Raw genomic sequence first — 18928 nt, 5'->3', positions numbered from 1 at the left:
GAGCGTAAAAAGCGTCATAGTCGGCTTTAGATGTTTTAATTTTAAGATTCAAAAGATTCTCCATAATCTGAGATACGTATAATTAGCCTGTAGATTAACTCGTTTTTTATTTTTTATTTTTTATTGATAAACAAACCATAGCTGAGTTCCTATCAACTTAAAATCAATTTACCCATGCATTTATTGACCGTAATATTCCGCTTTTTATTTTAAAGAGAATCAGGCTTAATAAAGCCAAGTTGTTTACCATTCTATAATTGATAATTTCCGTAACGGTTAGAATAAGGTCACCCTAACTGCCCTTCATCATTAGTCATTCAAAACGCCTTTAACTGTATTATTTTTTTAAGACGTTTTTTAATGACCTTTTGCTCGCAATAAAGCCCGATAAAACCACCAACAGCAATTGAAGCCACAACCAACAACCAATATAAAGAGCTGTTAGATTCCTGAATACCCGAAATATAAAGGTATAAGTTGAACGGGATAATAAAAAATAAGCTACCTAATACTTTAATGAATTCCCTAAAAAGCTCTGTATCAGACTTTGCTTTGTCGATATGAGAGTTAATAGTTTCATTTGATATCTCATTTAGCTCTGGGTATGTCTTTTGTAACCAATTTAAATAATTCAATTATGCATCCTTGTATTTTTATATCTAGTGCTGCCTTAAATAGGCAAAATATATTTGCTAAAGTAAGCGACATAGCAGTAAAAACCAGATTTTTTTTGTTCTGCTTTACGACTTGTTATACGTTTTTACTACTCACTATTAGATTACAAGCTATCACCACATCAGATCGGTAATACTCTACAATTTCAGCTAACTCTTTATCTGATTTAACTAAGAACTCAGCGGAACATCTTTCTCTAACATGAATTAAAGGTAAATGATCTGTATCAGATGAAATTACACCAAATACATGAAACTCAGTATTCCAGCATTGACCATACTTTTTATTTCCAATTTGACAAAGATTCATAACTATATTTAAGTAATAGTCATCGCTTTCAAGTAATTTGGTAGCAAGTCTAATTGCATCATCAAACATTTTATTTACACCGAGCTTTAGAAGCGTATAACGAGGCTGTAGAATAGCTCTAACAGCCAAATAATAGTAAGTTAAAATAGAGACGCAGAAAAATGTTATTTGTCCTAGTTTATTACTTGTTATAAACCATTAACTACCAAATTCTCGGCTAACAATTGCTGCGGGGACAATATCTTCTGGTAGATCACTAGAAGCCTTTTGAGCAAAGTCACCAGCCATACCAAATACTTTGTCAACTGGATCGACTTTCACTCCGTTTTCGACAGCTAACTCCAGAAGTTTCTTGCCGATATCGTTACAAGAACTAACCTATTTTTTTGGTAATTTCCCCACAGTGATTTTAGGCTGACAAACTAGTTTAAAAGTTTCTTTACCTTCTTGTGTTTGAATTGAAACATCAACGAACCCACTTTTATATGGGTTAGCGAATACACTAGAACTAACCAGAATTATTGCTCCGACAAATATTTTTTTCATGACACTTCCTTATGGTTTATAACGGGCCTATAGATTGGCTCGTTTTTTATTTGTTTTTATTGATAAACAAACCATAGCTGAGTTCCTATTTTGGTTCAATCTTTTACTGTATTTTACGTGGAATATAAAAAGAGTTTGGTGTTGTTTTAATTGACGTTTTGGAAGGAATTACTGGAAAATTTGGTGTGGGTGTTTTTTTACTCTGATGGGCAAAATATATTTGTTAAAATAAGTGATGCAGCAGAAAACACCTAGCAGTTGAGGATCATCATAACGTTGGTAATATTCCACTTTTATTTTAAAGGAAGTTAGGCTCAATGAAGCCGAGTTATTTACCATTTTTTAATAAAAATTGTTGTCGTCTATCGGGCTACCAATTACTACTTTCATCTTGTCAATACAGCTCAGACTTTTGCGTGATGCACTTTCATGGATGTAACCTAACTCACTGCTATCATTGATAATTGACGTAAAAGTCAGAATGGGTGTCATCCTAACTTTTAGCGCTTGCTGCCCACCTCAGCGCGTGTTGTTATATGCCGCTTTAAACTTACTATAAAGCAACTTCCATTTTAAAGTAAGAAACATCAGCCTTATAAAAACGTTCCCCGTATGGCTGCATACCGAAGCGCTGATAGAAACTTAAAGCTGATTCTCTAGCATCACACCAAAAAAAATTTACAACCGTATTATTAAGAGAGTGAAGAATAAACTTTAGCATTTGAGAGCCAATGCCTTGCCCTTGATAATCAGTTTTAGTAGCAAACTTACGTAGGCGAGCTTTATCTGATTTTATGTATACGGAGGCAACACAAACAAGCTCGTCATTAACAAAGGCACCAAAATGCATTGCGTCATGATCGCCATCAACATGGCAATATTCAGGAGGCTTGTTTGGCCAAAGAACACTTTGTCGAAGCGGGATTGTTTGCTCCCAGGAAATATTGCGAATTTCCATATGATTTTGCAGAGCCTCCATAGGCTTATAACGAGCCTGTAGATTAACTCGTTTTTTTATTTGTTTTTATTGATAAACAAACCATAGCTGAGTTCCTATTTTGGTTCAATCTTTTACTGTATTTCACGTGGAATATAAAAAATTGTTAGCTGTTGTTTTAATTGGTGTTTTGGAAGGTATTACGGGAAAGTTTAGTGTGGTTGGCTTTTTACTCTTTCTTTCATTGTAGCTCAGCTTTTTGCGTGATTCATTTTTATAAAACTCACTTAACCCGCTGCTTTAATTTATTATTTATGTAAAAGTTAGAATGAATTTCATCCTAATTCTTTAGCTTTTGTTTAACTCTATTTTTGAAACGTAAAATACAATACCAGCAACAAGACCTACTATAGAAAATAAAAACAATTGTAAAAAGCTATATCCATAACCTATTAACGTAATTGAACCATTTTCGACCAATACCTTACCATTAATAATTGAGCTATCTAAACCTGAAGGGAAAACAAAAAAGAAAGAAACTAAGCAAGTAGATATAACTGAAGATTTGAGCACTGTATTTAGCGAATAACCACAGCTTTTAGTGATAAATTTATAAATGGGAAATGCTGTTACTGGAACCAAAATTAGAACAACTATTAACGTCCAAATAAATATACCAAAAGGAATAATAGTAAATTTCATTTCAATTGCCATTGGCGCTAAAAATGCAACAACTAAAGAGGCTAAAATAAAGCTAAATATTGTTCTCAACTCGAAACCTTCTTAGAAAGCTAACGCCTGTCATAACCGATTTGTGGCGCTCTTGTACTAATCCGGTTAATGGTTTTGTTATATAGCGTCACCGTCAAGTCCAAATTTTTTCTTGTTTAAAACTAGCGCTGCCAGCACAGTTACTCCTAACACTGTACCAACAGGGAACATGAAGAGTAACAATGTTGAATATATTATTAGTGCCCAAAAAAGCCACTTAGTTCGATAGTTTAAGCCCACAACGGAAAATGTTAAAAAGCAAAGTGCAACTAAAAATAAGATGAACCCTGTTACTGTAGACAAAGCTGTTGATGACATTTCTTCTTGTGATATTTTAGGTTCATTACTTCCAAACAGTGTTATCTCTTGAAATGAAGAGGACATAATTAAATACGAATCAACAATTCCCCAAAGAGGTGCCCAGAAAAGCAATAATCCCAAAACTGCGACGTATTTCCCTATAGTTTCCTTGTTCATCATCTCTCCTCACGTAGTGACATAACGCTTCATTAAGAAGCGAGTTTAGACTTGTTATATGTTTATTTACTCAACTATTTCTTTACCGAACTTATCCATTTTGCAATCACATTTTGGGCAAGTCCAGCCACCCCACATTAATTGCTGAATATTCTCGGGTATACGTAAAGCTGGCATTTTCTCATCGCACTTTGGACAGTAAACCTTATCTAAATTGATAGCCATTTTTGAACGTTCTGAATTCGACATGAACAACTTCCTTATTAAATTAAACTCTAAACTTGAAAAATATAACACCCCAAGTAGGGGATTTTGTGAGCGCTTTTCAGCGAGTAAAATTCCCGCTGGCTTGGCTTGCTATATGCCATATTAATCACCGCCAGCTGTATAATCATGTGATGACCTGATATTTGGACCTTTACTCTTAGTAAACGGAGCATCTTGACTCCGATGAAAGATCAATAAAGCTAGCGCCCCTACAAATGGTATGAGCCATACAATAAATATTTGCGCACCTTTTTGAAAGGTTTCCAAATCATCACGGCGCACCAAAAATATAGAAACAACTATATTGAGTAGCATCGCAATACCTACGACTAAGTACCAAATTTCAAATTCCATTTAAAAACTCCCTTGGCATATAACAACTTATCGAACACCACTTTGAGAGTTATAACCCCCCAAAATGGCGTATATTACATTGTTTAATAATTCCACTAAATAACTTTAATGTAAACAAGTGATTAGGCATGTTATAAAAAGGTCTTTGTTATTTTTCACCAAAACGATTTTTAATGATGTTATCGGACAAAATTAAAACAGCTGTTTATTTAAACAGCTGGCTCTGTAAGTTAGCTTTATTTATGTAGCTACCTTTTACGACCATAATTAACAAACGTACGGATACTAAGCGCTAGTTAAGGCTTATTGAGGCTTACTTATACTGGTTTAGCATTGTTATACGCTTTAATAGTTGGCGTTTAGCCTTATCTGGTGGAAAAACTCGATTATAAAACAGAGGTAAAAGTAATAGGAAAATTTTGGCTTTATGTATTTAGCGCGTAATTAGCTAAAGCATTGGTGAGATAAGCGAGCCTTAACATATTAATGATACAGGCTCGCTGAGGTGCTTATGATAAAAACGAATGAGTGAGGTGTTTACTTTACATCAAAGTTCACGTGGTCAAAGTATGGATTTTTCTCATGCGCTTTAAGTACACTAATTGTAGTAAGCACAATTAGTTGCAGCTCGCTATTTACGTTAACAACTATGCATTCGTCTCTATTAGCATTGCGTTTTGTGTCAGTTGCTACGCCACATACACCATCACCATTTTTTAATATAAGCTCAATGCTTAAATGGTGCATACAGGCAATTTCGATGTAGTCGTATTGGTTGCAACTGATCATAAAATCCCTCTTTAATATTATTTAGCCGGTTTAAAAATCATTAAAAAAGCAATAACAACAAGGTTGGCTATATACCAAAGATCTTTAATTACAAACTGCCCTAAGCGCTCCAATAAAGTGGATGAACTAAATGCACCGGTTGCGGTAATTAAGAATGTTTGGGTCATCATAAATACGCTTAAACACGCTAAGCCACTTACAATAATTAGCTTTTTATTATTTAAAAATAGCCCTAAGCCCAATAACACAGCAAATAATACATCAAACCCGCCAATCATGTTAGACGCGCCTTGTACGCTAAATACCGTGTATAACCACGACATAAACGGTGAGGTTTCTACTAAACTTACAATGCCTTTTGCTTCAAACTCATAAAACTTCATGCCGCCGATCCACAATAGAACCATAGCCACCGGTATAAAGTTTAAAAGTACGTGTTGTTTGTCGGTAAGTTTGTCTTTATAAAACAAAAACAAATACAAAGGCACTACAGCAAAGTATTTAATTATGCCCTGCCCACTACCAATGATTGGAAAGCCGCCAAGTTGAGCCATCCAACGGTTACTGGCAAACAAGGTAAGTAATGCAACTAAACTTATAATTGCTGCAAGTAAAAGTGCTGGTGTAGGTTTCATTAGTTTAAGGCGAGCGAGCACGGTGGCAAACGCTAAGGCAATCATAAATGAGCCACTAATTAAACCTAACGCAGATACAGATATTAGCGAATCAACGCCGTAAAAACTAAACGTAGCCGTTAACGTATTAGGGTTTGATCCTAACGCAAACGACAAGCCAAGTAACAAAAAGCTACTCGCTAATAAAAAAGTAATCACGTTGTTGGTTAATTTTAAGTTCATTGTATTTCCAAGTATTCGTTAAGACTTACAAAGACCTTGCTAGTCGATAAAACAATTCAAGCTAACTCTTAAAAATATAAGAGTTGATTAAGCACAACGTAAGCTCTCATAGGGTAATGTAATCAATCACTTTAGTTTATAGTTTATTACCTCTTTATTAATAAAATTAAATAAGTCTAATATTCATAGCTATCCATATGATGTGCGTCATTTTTTTTATTATAAAATGAAGTAGAATAACGTTGCCTTTTCAATACACAGAATGCATGCATTTCTAAAACTTAGGGACATTTTTAATGAAGGGTACTGATATTCGAGTTACCTCTGGACTGATTTCTATAGCCATTGTTTTACTACTTTGGTTTGCTGTACCGCCCCCGCAAGGTGTTACCGAAAACGCATGGCATTTGCTCGCTTTATTTATTGGTACTGTAGTTGCCATTATTGGTAAAGCAATGCCTATCGGCGCCATTGCTATTTTAGCTATTACTTCTGTTGCGTTAACCGGCGTAACTAATGACAGCCCATCTGGCGCTATTAAAGATGCACTAAGTGGCTTTTCTAATTCATTAATTTGGTTGATTGGTATTGCTATTATTATTTCTCGGGGTTTAGCTAAAACTGGTTTGGGAAATCGTATTGGCTATAATTTTATTTCTCTTTTTGGTAAAAAAACAGTTGGTATTGGTTACGCACTCGCACTTTCTGAACTTGTTATAGCGCCTGTAACGCCAAGTAATACCGCGCGAGGCGGCGCTATTATTCACCCAATTATGAAGTCGATAGCAACAAGCTTTGGCTCGTCCCCTGAGGAAGGTACATCTCGTAAAATTGGGCACTACCTTGCTTTAGTGAGCTACCATATAAACCCTATTACATCAGCTATGTTTATTACGGCGACTGCGCCAAACCCTCTAATTGTAAAGCTGATTGCTGATGCTACCGGTGCAAATATTAGTATTACATGGGGTACGTGGGCGCTCGCAGCGCTTGTTCCTGGTTTGCTATGTATTGCCCTTGTGCCTTTGGTTGTTTATGCCATTTACCCACCTGAAGTTAAAAGTACACCCGACGCTAAAACCTACGCAGAATCTAAATTAACTGAAATGGGCCCAATGAGTTACGGCGAAAAAATAATGGTGGGAGTTTTTGCCATGCTGCTTATTTTATGGGCCGGCGTACCCGCAATGATTTTAGGGGCTGACTACGCAGTTAACACAACCGCAGTGGCTTTTTTGGGTCTGTCGGTTTTATTAGTGACTGGTGTATTAAGCTGGGACGATGTACTTAAAGAAAAGTCTGCGTGGGATACCGTTGTTTGGTTTTCAGCATTAGTAATGATGGCCACTTTTTTAAATAAACTAGGTTTGGTAACGTGGTTTTCAACACTTGTTGAGAGCAATATTGCGCAACTGGGCTTTGACTGGATTATATCGGCCATTATATTGGTGGCTGTGTATTTTTACGCTCATTACTTTTTTGCCAGTACCACAGCACATATTACTGCTATGTTTGCCGCATTTTACGCTGCAGGTTTAGCGCTTGGCGCTCCGCCTTTATTTTTAGGTTTACTGTTAGCTGGCGCTTCATCACTCATGATGTCGTTAACACATTACGCAACTGGCACATCTCCCATAGTGTTTGGCTCAGGCTATGTATCGTTAAAAGACTGGTGGGTAATGGGCCTTATAATGAGCGTTATTAATTTAAGTGTATGGGGAATTATTGGCGGGCTTTGGTGGAAAGCACTTGGGTATTGGTAGTATTGCCTTTGTTATCTTGGCTTACACATTTAATACTGCGCACTTATTTTAGTTCGTTCTACAAATATAAACATTAAGGCTGTTGCAAGGGAGCACTATGGTTTTTAAATTTATAAAGGCAGCATATTCAGACCGAAACTACTTATTAAGCCTCAGAAAACTAACTATGGTTGAACACTTAGAAAGTGCCGGGTTATTTTTAATACCAATTCGCTTAATTAAGTGATCTATTTTGAGGCTGGAAAAACGTGTTGATAGCTAGGCAAAAAATTCGCTATTTAGTTGTTCTAAATGAGCATTTTTTAACGCAGGTAACGACACGTTTAGCCCCGCAAAATGCTTAAGTATTATTGCGGATTGGTATAACTGAGCAACAGCATGTTTTAAGGCTTGATGACCAATATGACTGCTCCCATCTTATAGTTATAAATGAGGTACCAATTGGTACTTTAAAATACCAAACGCACGCTCAATACATTGAAATAATGCAATTACAAATACATCCACTGCATCAAAATAAAGGGTATGGGAAAGCGGTTATTGAACAAGTTATTACAAGTGCGCAGTCAAAACCGATTAAACTCACCGTGCTTAAAAACAACCCAGCATTAGAACTTTATAAGCGGCTGGGTTTTACTATAACGGATGAGAATAATTACGAGTACCACATGCAAACGCGGGCTACTCGTAGCTAAAATTAGTCGCTTTGATCTCTGAAGTCTTTTTTTCTGAAAATAGTTAAATGCCAACCCCAATGCAAAGAGCCTAATCTTAAAAAAATAGTCGTAAAAAATGACCCTAAAATACACCAAATGTAATCTACATTAAGGCTAAATAAAGCGGCATAAACTGCTCCACCCGCTAAACACGCAGAGGCGTAAGGTTCGCTGCGCATAACAGTTGGCACCTCACGGCAAATTACGTCGCGTATTAAACCACCAAATATACCTGTAGTAATGCCCATGGTAATTGCGACCACCATACCAGAGCCATTAATGAGTGCTTTTTCTATCCCCATAATATTAAATAACGCCATACCAACAGCGTCTACCAACAAAAAGTAGTAATTATTAACGCGCGGTAAGTATCGAATAAATGCAATTGTTGCTATAACGGCCCCATAGGTTGAATATAAATACTCGGGGGTAGCAATCCAAAATACCGGTTTGTTTAAAAGTATATCTCTGAGGGTACCGCCCCCTAATGCTGTAACGGTTGCCACCACTACTACGCCAAAGCCACTAATGTTTTTTTCATACCCAAGCAATGCCCCTGCAACAGCAAAAAATGCAACACCGAGTAACCCTAGTACCATAAAGTATTCAGCAGTCATGGTAATTCCTTTTTAAAATTTATAAGGCGTTGTTTCAACTTACGTGCCAAAAAACATCCCTTAAAAGTTGAATTAACTTTAAAAAATACATTTAAAAACAACGCTGTAATTTACACTGAATGCAGTTTGAGGTTAGGTTTTATGAAAGGTAATATTTGAGAAGGTAATTATTTTAAAAGTAGGTATTTTTTACACGTTGTTTATAAGTAGCCCCTAAAATTAAATTAGCCCTATTTTTCCACTCAAAATAAGCAAGATAGCCTACAAAAATTGACTCAAAAATTAATAGGCTAATACCTACCCAACTTGCAGAATTAACATATTCAAAAATAAAGAAAATACAAATTATTACCCAAAAGCAGTTAGCTATAGCTAATACTTTAATGGCTAATAAGCTTCTTGTTCTTTTAAATGCTAATAAAAGTGCGCATACACCATAAAGTATATTAGCCACTGTAATAAATTGAAGTGCATACAAAGGTAGTGAATAAATTTCGTAGAACCAAGATTGAAAACTAAACAAAGTTAAACCAGCAAGTAAACCTGCTATACCGTCAAGGTAGAGTATGTCTAATTTTTTATGTGCAATCACTTTTATACCCTTCAGCTTTTTAACTGAGCTGCCTTTTTAAACGCCCACCAGCCAATCACTAAGCTCATTAATATACGTACAGGAAAGTAAATAATAGCTGGAATGCCAAATAACCAATTGGCAAAGCCTCGTGGCATTACATAAAATGCGACCTGCTTCACCCAAAATATAAACTCAACATACTGCGCTAAAAAGTCATTAAGCGATAAGCTTAAAAGTGCTAATTCATTACTTATTAAAACCCATAAGGCATATAAGCCAAGCAGACCATCACCCATACTGCCAATATAAGATGAGTAGCCTATAAATAATAAAAAGCCGCGCATGGTAAGTCCTTGTTAGCAGTTTCAGCAAGTTAAAATACAAACTAACTAATCTATAAAATATTAAAAATGGCTTTGTTAATTGCACCCTTTAGACGTTTTAACTAATTGAATATTATTAACACTTGCGTGTGCTCCACAGTAAAACATATGCTTAGAACAGTGGTAGTTTTCATCCTTAATATTCAAACCATTCTCATTAAATTCTAGCTCGAACTTACAGTTAATATCGTATTCGGGCTCTTGCTCTTCAAACACCAGTTTTTTACCCTTTAGTACTAAAGGTAATGGTTCTGTTGTCCCTTCTAACGGGGCTGTGATAGTGCAAATATGAAAGTTAAAGCCCCAGATAAGACCTTCTGTAAAATATTTATCGTCTTTTTTAAATACATTTATATAGCTCGTTTTTAATTTAAAACGCTCATTACTTTCGCTCCCATCGTCGTTGAGCATAGGGATCGCGCTAGTTATTTTGTCTGCTCTTGAATAGCATCCTTCAAATGAGCCTGCATGTGAATATCCACTAAAGACCGCACTTGCTAGAATAAAAGCTTTTTTAATCATCACTAGCTCCTTGCTGTAATGTTAATTTTCCTCAAAAAAACGCCCTCTATCATCTGTCATTTTTACTGGTAAACCGTTACCAACCATAAAGTGATAAAAACGCAAATCATCAATCAGGTCAGGGGCTGATATTTCTATGTCTCGGTAAGTCGCGTCTCTAAATTTAAACCTTAATGTATGCTCAAACCGTTTCGTTTGACAATAAAGTACTTCTTCTAGCTCAGACACCTTTATATTTATACCAAGTAATTTAAATTCACCATTCGCAATATCAATAGCTTGTGATTGCTTATTATTTGCAGATAGCCATTCAATAACCACTCCTAAAGAAGATAATCCAAACAAATATAAAAACTGATGCAATAAAGGTTTTTCGTTAATTACTTCCATGTAAAATAGAAAAATGACAATAAATAATGCTGATAAAGCCAAACTATAGACTATTTTAAATCCGGGTAATTTTTTTTGCCTAGGCAAAGCTGCCATAATTAATATCCTGATTAATCTACATAACTCACTTTTGTTCCCGCTAAATGATCATGTAAACATCGTTTATCTTTTCCAAATATAAATAATGGATTAACAAAACCAGCTATAAACTGACCTACCGAAGGGACAAGTGATAATAGTTGCATAGAAAGCATGCGTTTAAAGTAAATTGTAGTAAAGCTTGCTTGTGTACCATCTAAATTTTCAATACGGATAGACATTAAAGATTTACCAATTGTTTGTCCGCGTTGGTACATAAGGTAACCATGAAGCACTAACGTGCTTAATATGCCATAACCTAGCAAACCTGCAGATAAAGTAAGTGTTGGTTGGCTTAAACTACCAAACCCTACGAGCATGAATACAGGTATAAAACAAACAACACCTAAAACGCCATCAACAATAGCAGCCACTAGTCTATCTGAGCGCGTTGCTTTTTCTCCTGCTACTTTTGATACAATATTTTCAGATGGGCTCTGTGCTTCTCGCGTTTTAATTAAGTCGTCTATTTCTTTTGCTCGATCTGGGTAGGCTTCGCGATCTATAGCTCTCGCTGATGAGTAAAGCTCATCTAAAGTGTAGGTAGAAAAATCTATTTCAGAGTCCATGAAAAAATCCATATAGCGTTATTAAAAAGTAATCTAACACAACTAATTTAAGCTATTCAATTATTTAAGATTATCAAATAAAAAAGCTACTAAAAAGTAGCCTTTAATTATTAATTAAATACCATTCAATTTGCTGTTAAAAATGCCATTTAACTAGCAAGTTTGGATTATGTTCGGTTTGACCATCTACACCAAATTTATTTTTCCAATAAACATACTCAATACCAACATCAAGACGAGTGGTATCGAAGCCGAGCATAGGTGCAATATTGTATTTAATCTGTGAGGTAAAGTTAAAGCCGCCTTCACTTTTACCAAACATTGTGTCGGTGCTATCTACAATATCTAAAAAGCCATCGTATCTAAAGTTACCTTTGTTATAGCCCCACGTGACTGTTATTTGGTTATTATCTTCACGTTGAATGCCTATATCATCTTGAAAACGACGATAATAAGCCACATTAAAATATTGAAAGCCAGGTACATCAAGTGATACACCGCCCCCTAATAAATAGTTATTTTGATCCGTATCTCCCGAGCCATACTCTGTTTGTAGGCCTAAAAACACCTCTTTAACAAAGCTGTTTTGTGGCTTGTAAAGGGTTGGGTTTATGTTTAACTCACCGTACACTTCATCAGGATTACTTAGTCTATCCATAAAAAAGAACGTACTACCCCAAGTATGTCCCGACGCATGTTCTATAGTAACAACACTTCTATCGTCTTCCTCCCCTGAAAATGGCTCTAGGTAGTCGGCCCCTTTCATTGCGGTAATACTAAAATCAGACCAAAGCTCTTTAGCCGAAACACCTGTTGAGCACATTGTAATTGCAGTTATAAGTGCTAGTTTTTTTATTGTTTTAGTGTTCATTTTAATTCCTTTATTTTTATGAATCTTAGTTTAGTTAAGATGATCCGTACTTGCTGAGTAATTTTCTGGTAGTACCAACGTCATTATTATTGCGGTGATACCCGACACCGTCACTGCGCTACCGAATATGGCAGTAACCAACTTAGGTGCGTTTGTAAACAACTCTGGTACAAAACTAACACCTAGCCCTAGTCCCAAACTCACCGCAATAATAAGTAAACTTCTGCGATTTATTTTTTCGCTGGCTAGTATTTTGACCCCTGCGGCTGCTACGGTGCCAAACATTACAAGCGTTGCACCGCCCAAAACGGGTTTAGGTATATTTTGTAATACAGCGCCAATCACAGGAAATAAACCAAGGATGATTAAAATACCGCCGATCCACAGGCCTATGTACCTGCTGGCAACACCTGTTAGCTGAATAACCCCGTTGTTTTGACTAAAAGTAGTATTTGGAAAAGTGTTAAATAAGGCCGCAATCATCGAGTTAACGCCATCACCTAAAATACCACCGCGTATGCGTGCTAAGTAAGTAGGCCCTCTAACAGGTAACTTAGAAACAGCACAATTGGCAGTAATATCGCCTGTCGATTCAATTGCTGTTATAAGGTATAAAAAGCCAAAGGCTATCAGTGCACCAAAATCAACATTAAAACCGTACTTAAACGGTATTGGCATGGCGATTAAATCAAACTCGCCGACTTCAAATTTGGCTATTCCTAATATAACAGCCAGTATCCAACCTACTATCATGGCTACAACCACGGCAGTTAGCCTTACCCATTGGTTTTTACTTGCATTAAACAGCACCACTAAAGCAACAACCGAAAAACCAACAATTAGGTTACTTGGTGAGGCAAACTCGTCAGGCTTATTAGTTAATAGCCACTGGCCGCCGCCTATGTCGGTCATACCCACTTTTATAAGGTAGACGCCTATAGTGGTAATAACCACGCCGGTAACAACAGGCTTAATTACTTTGCCGAGTTTTTCTATAAAAAAACTAATAAATATCTCTACAAAGGCCGCTAAAAAACACACAGCAAAAATAGTAGCGAGTACTTCATCGTTATTGCCACCCGTAGCTTTAACAGTAAAGCCTGTGGCCAAAATAGTGCCTAAAAAAGCAAAACTGGTGCCTTGCACACATATAAGTCCAGAACCAACAGGCCCTACTCTGCGCGCTTGTATAAACGTACCAACACCCGATACAAACAACGCCATACTAATTAAATATGGTATTTCAGCAGCTAGGCCAAGCACCCCACCAATAATAAGTGTGGGTGTAATAATGCCTACAAAGCTTGCGAGTACGTGCTGTAGTGCAGCAAAAAATGATTCAGTTAGCCCTGGTTTATCATCTACCGCGTAAATTATGTCTTCTGAAATAGCTTCTTGGTTTGACATGGTCAATATCCTTTTAGCGCTTAAACTTGGGCAAGGTATTAACGCCCTGCCCTATTTAAATTCAAATACGTCTGCGTTTATTTAAGCTGCCCTTCTACGCCTTCAACGTAAAAGTCCATGCCGAGTAAGGTTTTATCATCAATAGTCTGCCCAGCTGTTGTAACCAGCTCACCTTGCTGATTTTTTATAGGGCCAGTAAATGGATGAAATTCACCTTTACCAATTTTCTCTGAAATAGCATTTACTTCACTTACTACATCACTTGGAATGTCTTTACTTAGCGGCGCTAAGCGAGTCATCCCTGAGCCTATCCCTTTCCATATATCTTGCGATTGCCATTTATCGTCAAGTACTTGCTGTACGCGCTCTGCATAAAATTCATCCCAGTGATGAACCGCTGCCGTTAAATGTGCTTTTTTACCGTACCCGCTCATATCTGAGTGGTAGCCAATAGCGTAAATACCAGCGGCTTCAGCTGCTTGCAATGGTGCAGGTGAATCAGTATGTTGAGTTATAATATCAACGCCTTGATCTATAAGGCTATCGGCAGCTTCTCGCTCTTTACCCGGATCAAACCAGCTATTAACCCACACTACTTTTACTTTTGCATTAGGCTTAACTGAGCGCAGGCCAAGCGTAAATGCATTTATACCGCGTATTACCTCCGGAATAGGAAACGCAGCAATATAACCAATGCTGTCGGTTTTACTCATGTGCCCTGCAATAACACCTGTAAGGTAGCGTCCTTCGTAAATGCGATCAAAGTAAGTGCTTACGTTTTTTGCGCGTTTATAGCCTGTGGCATGCTCAAACTTTACATTAGGAAACCGTTTAGCCACTTTAAGTGTTGGGTTCATGTAGCCAAACGACGTGGTAAATATTAAATCGTGCCCGCTTTTAGCCAGTTGCGTAATAACACGCTCTGCATCGGCCCCTTCTGGTACGCTTTCGACAAAAGTGGTTTCTATTTTGTCGCCAAACTTTTCTTCTAGGTAGTGGCGGCTAGAGTCATGTGTATAAGTCCAACCGGCTTCACCTATGGGGCTTACATATACAAAGCCAACTTTTACGCTATCTTTTGCAATAGCTGTTGCGCTTATGCCTAAGCTTAATGCAACCCCGAGTGCCGTTATAAGTTTTTTCATTGTTATTCTCCGTGTTATATTTTTAATATCCTGTTGAAGCAGGTAATTTACCTTATTGATTTTGTAATTAATTTAATGACCCTTGTGCCAAGGCTTACCTAGCCACATGGGTTCGTACATTTTTAACTTTTGTTTATTTTTACTGAGCATAATTAGTACTATAAGCGTTGCACCATAAGGCAGCATGGCGAGTAAGTTAGACTCCACAGCCCACCCAAAAGCCTGTGCCACTAAGTGCATAATGCTGGCAAAGCCAAATAAATAAGCGCCAAGCATTACGCGCTCAATACGCCAGCTTGCAAACACCACTAAAGCAAGGGCTATCCAACCTCGCCCTGCCGTCATGTTTTGAGTCCAAAGTGGTGTATAAGCCAACGACAAGTATGCGCCCGCAATGCCCGCCAGTGCGCCGCCAAACATAACGGCTAAATAACGTGTACGCATTACAGGTAATCCTAAGTTATTACCCACACTTGGGTTTTCACCAATAGCTCGTACTGCAAGCCCTGCTCTGTGGTATTTAAAAAACAAATACGCACCAAGCACTAAACCCCAACTTAAATACACAATGGCGTCTTGCGAAAATAGCGCTTTGCCTAAAACCGGAATATGCTCAAACCCTGCAATTGCTAAAGTAGGTAACGCGTTAATGGTTTTTCCCTCATAGTCGGCACCTAAAAATGCCGAAAGGCCTGTACCAAAAATAGTCAGCGCCAAACCTGCCGCTACTTGGCTAGCATTTAAATTAAGTGCTACAAAAGCAAAAATAAGTGAGGCCATAACCCCGACCAAAGCTGCTACCGTAAAACCAATAAATAGGTTGTCGCATTGGTACATAGTTATAAATCCTGCCACTGCGCCAAGTAGCATCATGCCTTCTTGCCCTAAATTTAAAGTGCCGCTTTTTTCGCATACCATTTCACCCAGCGCCACCAGCAATAGAGGGGTGCCTGTACGAATAGTGGCGTATAAAATATTAGTAATTACATCTAATTCCATGATTTAAGACTCCTGTGCAATATGTATTGGCTGCGCTTTTTGTTGTTTAAATGGCAGCGAAAATCTAAGGCGATAAGTAATAAGCACATCGCACGAGAGTAAATAAAACAGCATTAACCCCTGAAAAATACCGGTTATAGCATTAGGTAATCCCATGTTAATTTGCGCAAGTTCACCTCCCATATAAATAAGCCCCATTAATAAGCCCGCAAACGTAATTCCTACTGGGTGGAGTCGCCCTAAAAAAGCAACAATAATGGCGGCATAGCCATAACCGGGTGATATTTGCGGAACCAACTGCCCAATAGGCCCAGCTACTTCTCCCGCTCCAGCAAGCCCCGCCAAGCCCCCGCTAATAACTAGCACTCCGGCAATTAATAATGTTCGCTTGTAACCCGCCATTTTGGCCGCGGATGCATCAAGCCCAAGTACTTGTATTTGAAAGCCTATAAAGGTTTTACTAATAAAAACCCATGTGGCGCATAGCGCTAATAACGCAAACGCCAGGCCTAAGTGCAATCGAGTACCGTCGAATAAAACAGGTAATAACGTACTATCGCCAAACAATGCACTTTCAGGAAAGTTATAACCGTGAGGATCTTTTAGTGGCCCATGAACAGCCCACAGCAATACATTTACTGCTATGTAGTTGAGCATTATGGTGACTAAAATTTCATTGGTGTTTAAACGCAGCTTCATAAAAGCAGCAAGCCCCGCCCACAACATCCCACCTGCAATACCAGCGAGTAATGTAAGTGGCATTGCAAAAGCACTTGTTGAGTCAACAAAGTTGACGGCTACAGCACTTGCACATACACCACCAATAAGCAGTTGCCCTTCTGCGCCTATATTCCAAACCGATGCTCTATAACAAAGCGCTAAGCCATAGGCGCATAGCAAAATAGGAATGGTCATTACAAGTAGCTCAGTTACACCATACCAATCGGCAACAGGTGCTATAAGAAATGTATACAGGGCATTTAGAGGATCATGCCCTAATAAGGCAAACACCACGTAACCGGTTATTAATGTTAGTAAAATAGCTAAAACAGGAGAGAGATAACTCCAAGCTGGTGAGCGCTCAACACGTGGTTCTAATTTAATCATGCGAGTGCCCCTTGTGGTGTGTGTACTTTAGGCTGGTTATTAAAAACATCGCTAAAGTCGCCAGCCATCCACTGCCCTAACTGCACAAGCGGTACGGTATCGGTGTTTAAAATAGGAGACAGTTTTCCATCGCAAATTGCGCCAATGCGGTCGCAAATTTTATAAAGTTCATCTAAATCTTCTGAAATAACGAGTACCGCACACCCTTCGTCGCGAAGCTTTAAAATAGCTTCATGTATCGCCACTTGTGCGCCTATATCTACTCCCCAAGTAGGGTGCGACATAACGAGTAGTTTTGGGTTTTGCTCTACCTCGCGACCAATAATAAATTTTTGTAAATTACCACCTGAAAGGCTTGCTGCATGAGTGCGAAAACTTGGCGTTTTAACCTTGTATTTTGTAATGATTTTATTAGCAAGCTCAGTAATTTTTTGTTTTACTAAAAAGCCATTTTTAACCAGCCCATTATCAAAACTAGTAAGCAGTGCATTTTGTGCTAAATCCATAGTGGGCACGGCTCCTCGCCCAAGCCTGTCCTCTGGCACACATGCAAGCCCAAGGCGGCGCCTTTTTAGCGGGCACAGTGCATCAACAACGGTATTTTTAAATTTAATGGCGCTACTACTTGCTTGAACTTGCTCCCCCGAAAGCACTTTTAATAACTCTTCTTGTCCGTTGCCAGCAACACCCGCAATCCCCACTATTTCGCCTTGCTGTACTGCAAAGTTAATATTTTTAAGGGGTGTTTCAAATAACGCTTGTGCGGCGGTGGTTAGATTATTAACGGTTAAAAAATCCGCAGCACCCAAAGCTCTGCGAGTTTGGTTACTAATTGGCGTGTTGTCGCCTACCATCAGCCTAGCAATTGACTCACTAGTTTCGTTTTTAGGAATACAATGCCCGCTTACTTTCCCGCCTCTCAAAATGGTCGCACTGTCACATAACTCAATCACTTCGTGCAGTTTATGGCTAATAAACAGCACAGAGCAGCCTTCTTTTTTAAGTGACTTTAGGGTTTTAAATAATGCATCGACTTCTTGTGGAGTCAGTACTGAAGTGGGTTCGTCTAAAATAAGTAACTGAATATCTAATAATAAGCATCTAACAATTTCTACTCGTTGGCGCTCGCCAGTTGAAAGTGTTGATACCAGTCTATGGGGGTCTAATGGCATACCATAACGTGTTGATGTTTTTGTAATTCGACCCGCAAGCGTGCTGCTATGTCCTGCTAAATCACCTAACGCTAGTTCAATATTTTGGGCGACCGTAAGTGTTTCAAATAACGAAAAATGCTGAAAGACCATTCCAATGCCTAAATCACGCGCATCAGCAGGCTCTTTTATATTCATTATACGGCCATTGAAAAACATGTCCCCTTGGTCAGGTTTAACCACACCATAAAGCATTTTCATTAATGTGCTTTTACCTGCACCGTTTTCACCTAATAAGGCATGCACTTCACCATGCTTAATTTTTAAGGTTACGTCATTATTGGCTATACATCCGGGATACTGCTTTGTCATTCCCTGCATAGTAAGGCGGTATTTATTATTCATTATTAGGGCCTATTTGTACTTAATGAGCAATTTAGCCTACTCAAAACACCAACTGACCAACCGGTCAACAATGGCATGGTAACTGCAATATACTTACCAAGATGAAAAAGTATTTTTCTTACCCGTGCGCAAACAACAAGAAAAAACATACGCCAAGCCTTTATGTATCAGGGCTTTATAAAAATTAAG

25 protein-coding genes are annotated in these 18928 nt (G+C 38.0%); 2 read left to right on the top strand and 23 right to left on the bottom strand.

The window, feature by feature from the left end; all coding sequences use genetic code 11:
* Nucleotides 1-317: 317 nt before the first annotated feature.
* From QL995_RS15555 to QL995_RS15505, 11 genes are all read right to left on the bottom strand, one after another.
* Nucleotides 318-635: a hypothetical protein gene (locus QL995_RS15555; RefSeq protein WP_165721719.1), complete on the bottom strand. Its 318-nt coding sequence runs from the start codon at nucleotides 633-635 to the stop codon at nucleotides 318-320.
* A 115-nt stretch (nucleotides 636-750) separates the two neighbouring features.
* A complete protein-coding gene (locus QL995_RS15550; RefSeq protein WP_290294541.1) occupies nucleotides 751-1053 on the bottom strand; it encodes a hypothetical protein in 303 nt (100 codons plus the stop codon).
* A 129-nt stretch (nucleotides 1054-1182) separates the two neighbouring features.
* Complete coding sequence (locus QL995_RS15545) at nucleotides 1183-1305, bottom strand: hypothetical protein (protein ID WP_269435573.1); 123 nt, start codon at nucleotides 1303-1305, stop codon at nucleotides 1183-1185.
* 57 nt (nucleotides 1306-1362) lie between these two features.
* A complete protein-coding gene (locus QL995_RS15540) occupies nucleotides 1363-1530 on the bottom strand; it encodes a hypothetical protein (protein ID WP_290294540.1) in 168 nt (55 codons plus the stop codon).
* Between the two features lie 553 nt (nucleotides 1531-2083).
* Complete coding sequence (locus tag QL995_RS15535; RefSeq protein ID WP_024599991.1) at nucleotides 2084-2488, bottom strand: GNAT family N-acetyltransferase; 405 nt, start codon at nucleotides 2486-2488, stop codon at nucleotides 2084-2086.
* A 327-nt stretch (nucleotides 2489-2815) separates the two neighbouring features.
* Nucleotides 2816-3238: a hypothetical protein gene (locus tag QL995_RS15530; RefSeq protein WP_169044704.1), complete on the bottom strand. Its 423-nt coding sequence runs from the start codon at nucleotides 3236-3238 to the stop codon at nucleotides 2816-2818.
* Nucleotides 3239-3316: 78 nt separating this feature from the next.
* The gene (locus QL995_RS15525) at nucleotides 3317-3715 is read right to left on the bottom strand and encodes a hypothetical protein (protein WP_197113126.1); all 399 of its coding nucleotides are present in this window, start codon (nucleotides 3713-3715) and stop codon (nucleotides 3317-3319) included.
* Nucleotides 3716-3781: 66 nt separating this feature from the next.
* Nucleotides 3782-3964: a hypothetical protein gene (locus QL995_RS15520; protein WP_024591965.1), complete on the bottom strand. Its 183-nt coding sequence runs from the start codon at nucleotides 3962-3964 to the stop codon at nucleotides 3782-3784.
* Nucleotides 3965-4084: 120 nt separating this feature from the next.
* Nucleotides 4085-4336, bottom strand: a complete 252-nt coding sequence (locus QL995_RS15515) for a hypothetical protein (RefSeq protein ID WP_290294539.1) — start codon at nucleotides 4334-4336, stop codon at nucleotides 4085-4087.
* Between the two features lie 537 nt (nucleotides 4337-4873).
* The gene (locus tag QL995_RS15510) at nucleotides 4874-5125 is read right to left on the bottom strand and encodes a Rho-binding antiterminator (protein WP_024604525.1); all 252 of its coding nucleotides are present in this window, start codon (nucleotides 5123-5125) and stop codon (nucleotides 4874-4876) included.
* A 17-nt stretch (nucleotides 5126-5142) separates the two neighbouring features.
* Nucleotides 5143-5982, bottom strand: a complete 840-nt coding sequence (locus QL995_RS15505; RefSeq protein ID WP_290294538.1) for a DUF417 family protein — start codon at nucleotides 5980-5982, stop codon at nucleotides 5143-5145.
* Between the two features lie 296 nt (nucleotides 5983-6278).
* On the opposite strand from QL995_RS15505, the gene QL995_RS15500 reads away from it, so the two are divergent.
* Nucleotides 6279-7745, top strand: a complete 1467-nt coding sequence (locus QL995_RS15500) for a DASS family sodium-coupled anion symporter (RefSeq protein WP_290294537.1) — start codon at nucleotides 6279-6281, stop codon at nucleotides 7743-7745.
* Between the two features lie 350 nt (nucleotides 7746-8095).
* Nucleotides 8096-8440 carry a GNAT family N-acetyltransferase gene (locus QL995_RS15495; protein ID WP_290294536.1) on the top strand — a complete coding sequence of 115 codons (345 nt, stop codon included), beginning with the start codon at nucleotides 8096-8098 and terminating at the stop codon, nucleotides 8438-8440.
* A 2-nt stretch (nucleotides 8441-8442) separates the two neighbouring features.
* On the opposite strand, the gene QL995_RS15490 is transcribed toward QL995_RS15495, so the two are convergent.
* The 12 genes from QL995_RS15490 to QL995_RS15435 all read right to left on the bottom strand — a co-directional run bounded on the left by QL995_RS15490 (nucleotide 8443) and on the right by QL995_RS15435 (nucleotide 18739).
* A complete protein-coding gene (locus QL995_RS15490; RefSeq protein WP_004334621.1) occupies nucleotides 8443-9078 on the bottom strand; it encodes a trimeric intracellular cation channel family protein in 636 nt (211 codons plus the stop codon).
* 172 nt (nucleotides 9079-9250) lie between these two features.
* Nucleotides 9251-9670 (bottom strand): hypothetical protein, encoded by a 420-nt coding sequence (locus QL995_RS15485; protein ID WP_290294535.1) that lies wholly within the window; start codon nucleotides 9668-9670, stop codon nucleotides 9251-9253.
* A gap of 11 nt (nucleotides 9671-9681) precedes the next feature.
* Complete coding sequence (locus QL995_RS15480; RefSeq protein WP_290294534.1) at nucleotides 9682-9996, bottom strand: hypothetical protein; 315 nt, start codon at nucleotides 9994-9996, stop codon at nucleotides 9682-9684.
* Between the two features lie 75 nt (nucleotides 9997-10071).
* The gene (locus QL995_RS15475; protein ID WP_290294533.1) at nucleotides 10072-10557 is read right to left on the bottom strand and encodes a hypothetical protein; all 486 of its coding nucleotides are present in this window, start codon (nucleotides 10555-10557) and stop codon (nucleotides 10072-10074) included.
* Nucleotides 10558-10578: 21 nt separating this feature from the next.
* A complete protein-coding gene (locus QL995_RS15470) occupies nucleotides 10579-11043 on the bottom strand; it encodes a hypothetical protein (protein ID WP_290294532.1) in 465 nt (154 codons plus the stop codon).
* Between the two features lie 14 nt (nucleotides 11044-11057).
* Nucleotides 11058-11654, bottom strand: coding sequence for an RDD family protein (locus QL995_RS15465; protein ID WP_290294531.1), 597 nt, complete (start codon nucleotides 11652-11654; stop codon nucleotides 11058-11060).
* A 136-nt stretch (nucleotides 11655-11790) separates the two neighbouring features.
* Nucleotides 11791-12525, bottom strand: a complete 735-nt coding sequence (locus tag QL995_RS15460) for a DUF5020 family protein (RefSeq protein ID WP_197117244.1) — start codon at nucleotides 12523-12525, stop codon at nucleotides 11791-11793.
* Between the two features lie 30 nt (nucleotides 12526-12555).
* On the bottom strand, nucleotides 12556-13932 hold the full coding sequence (locus tag QL995_RS15455; protein WP_101216343.1) for a nucleobase:cation symporter-2 family protein: 1377 nt from the start codon (nucleotides 13930-13932) through the stop codon (nucleotides 12556-12558).
* 77 nt (nucleotides 13933-14009) lie between these two features.
* Nucleotides 14010-15077, bottom strand: coding sequence for a BMP family ABC transporter substrate-binding protein (locus QL995_RS15450; RefSeq protein WP_290294530.1), 1068 nt, complete (start codon nucleotides 15075-15077; stop codon nucleotides 14010-14012).
* Between the two features lie 72 nt (nucleotides 15078-15149).
* Nucleotides 15150-16076, bottom strand: a complete 927-nt coding sequence (locus QL995_RS15445) for an ABC transporter permease (protein ID WP_024591976.1) — start codon at nucleotides 16074-16076, stop codon at nucleotides 15150-15152.
* A 3-nt stretch (nucleotides 16077-16079) separates the two neighbouring features.
* Nucleotides 16080-17183, bottom strand: coding sequence for an ABC transporter permease (locus QL995_RS15440; protein WP_290294529.1), 1104 nt, complete (start codon nucleotides 17181-17183; stop codon nucleotides 16080-16082).
* The gene (locus QL995_RS15435; RefSeq protein ID WP_290294528.1) at nucleotides 17180-18739 is read right to left on the bottom strand and encodes an ABC transporter ATP-binding protein; all 1560 of its coding nucleotides are present in this window, start codon (nucleotides 18737-18739) and stop codon (nucleotides 17180-17182) included. The genes QL995_RS15440 and QL995_RS15435 overlap by 4 nt, the downstream gene beginning before the upstream one ends.
* Nucleotides 18740-18928: the final 189 nt, after the last annotated feature.

This window comes from Pseudoalteromonas sp. APC 3358 (assembly GCF_030408075.1).
Lineage (GTDB): Bacteria > Pseudomonadota > Gammaproteobacteria > Enterobacterales > Alteromonadaceae > Pseudoalteromonas > Pseudoalteromonas arctica.
Note: the sequence above shows the minus strand (reverse complement) of the source record. Positions and strands in the feature narration are given on the sequence as shown.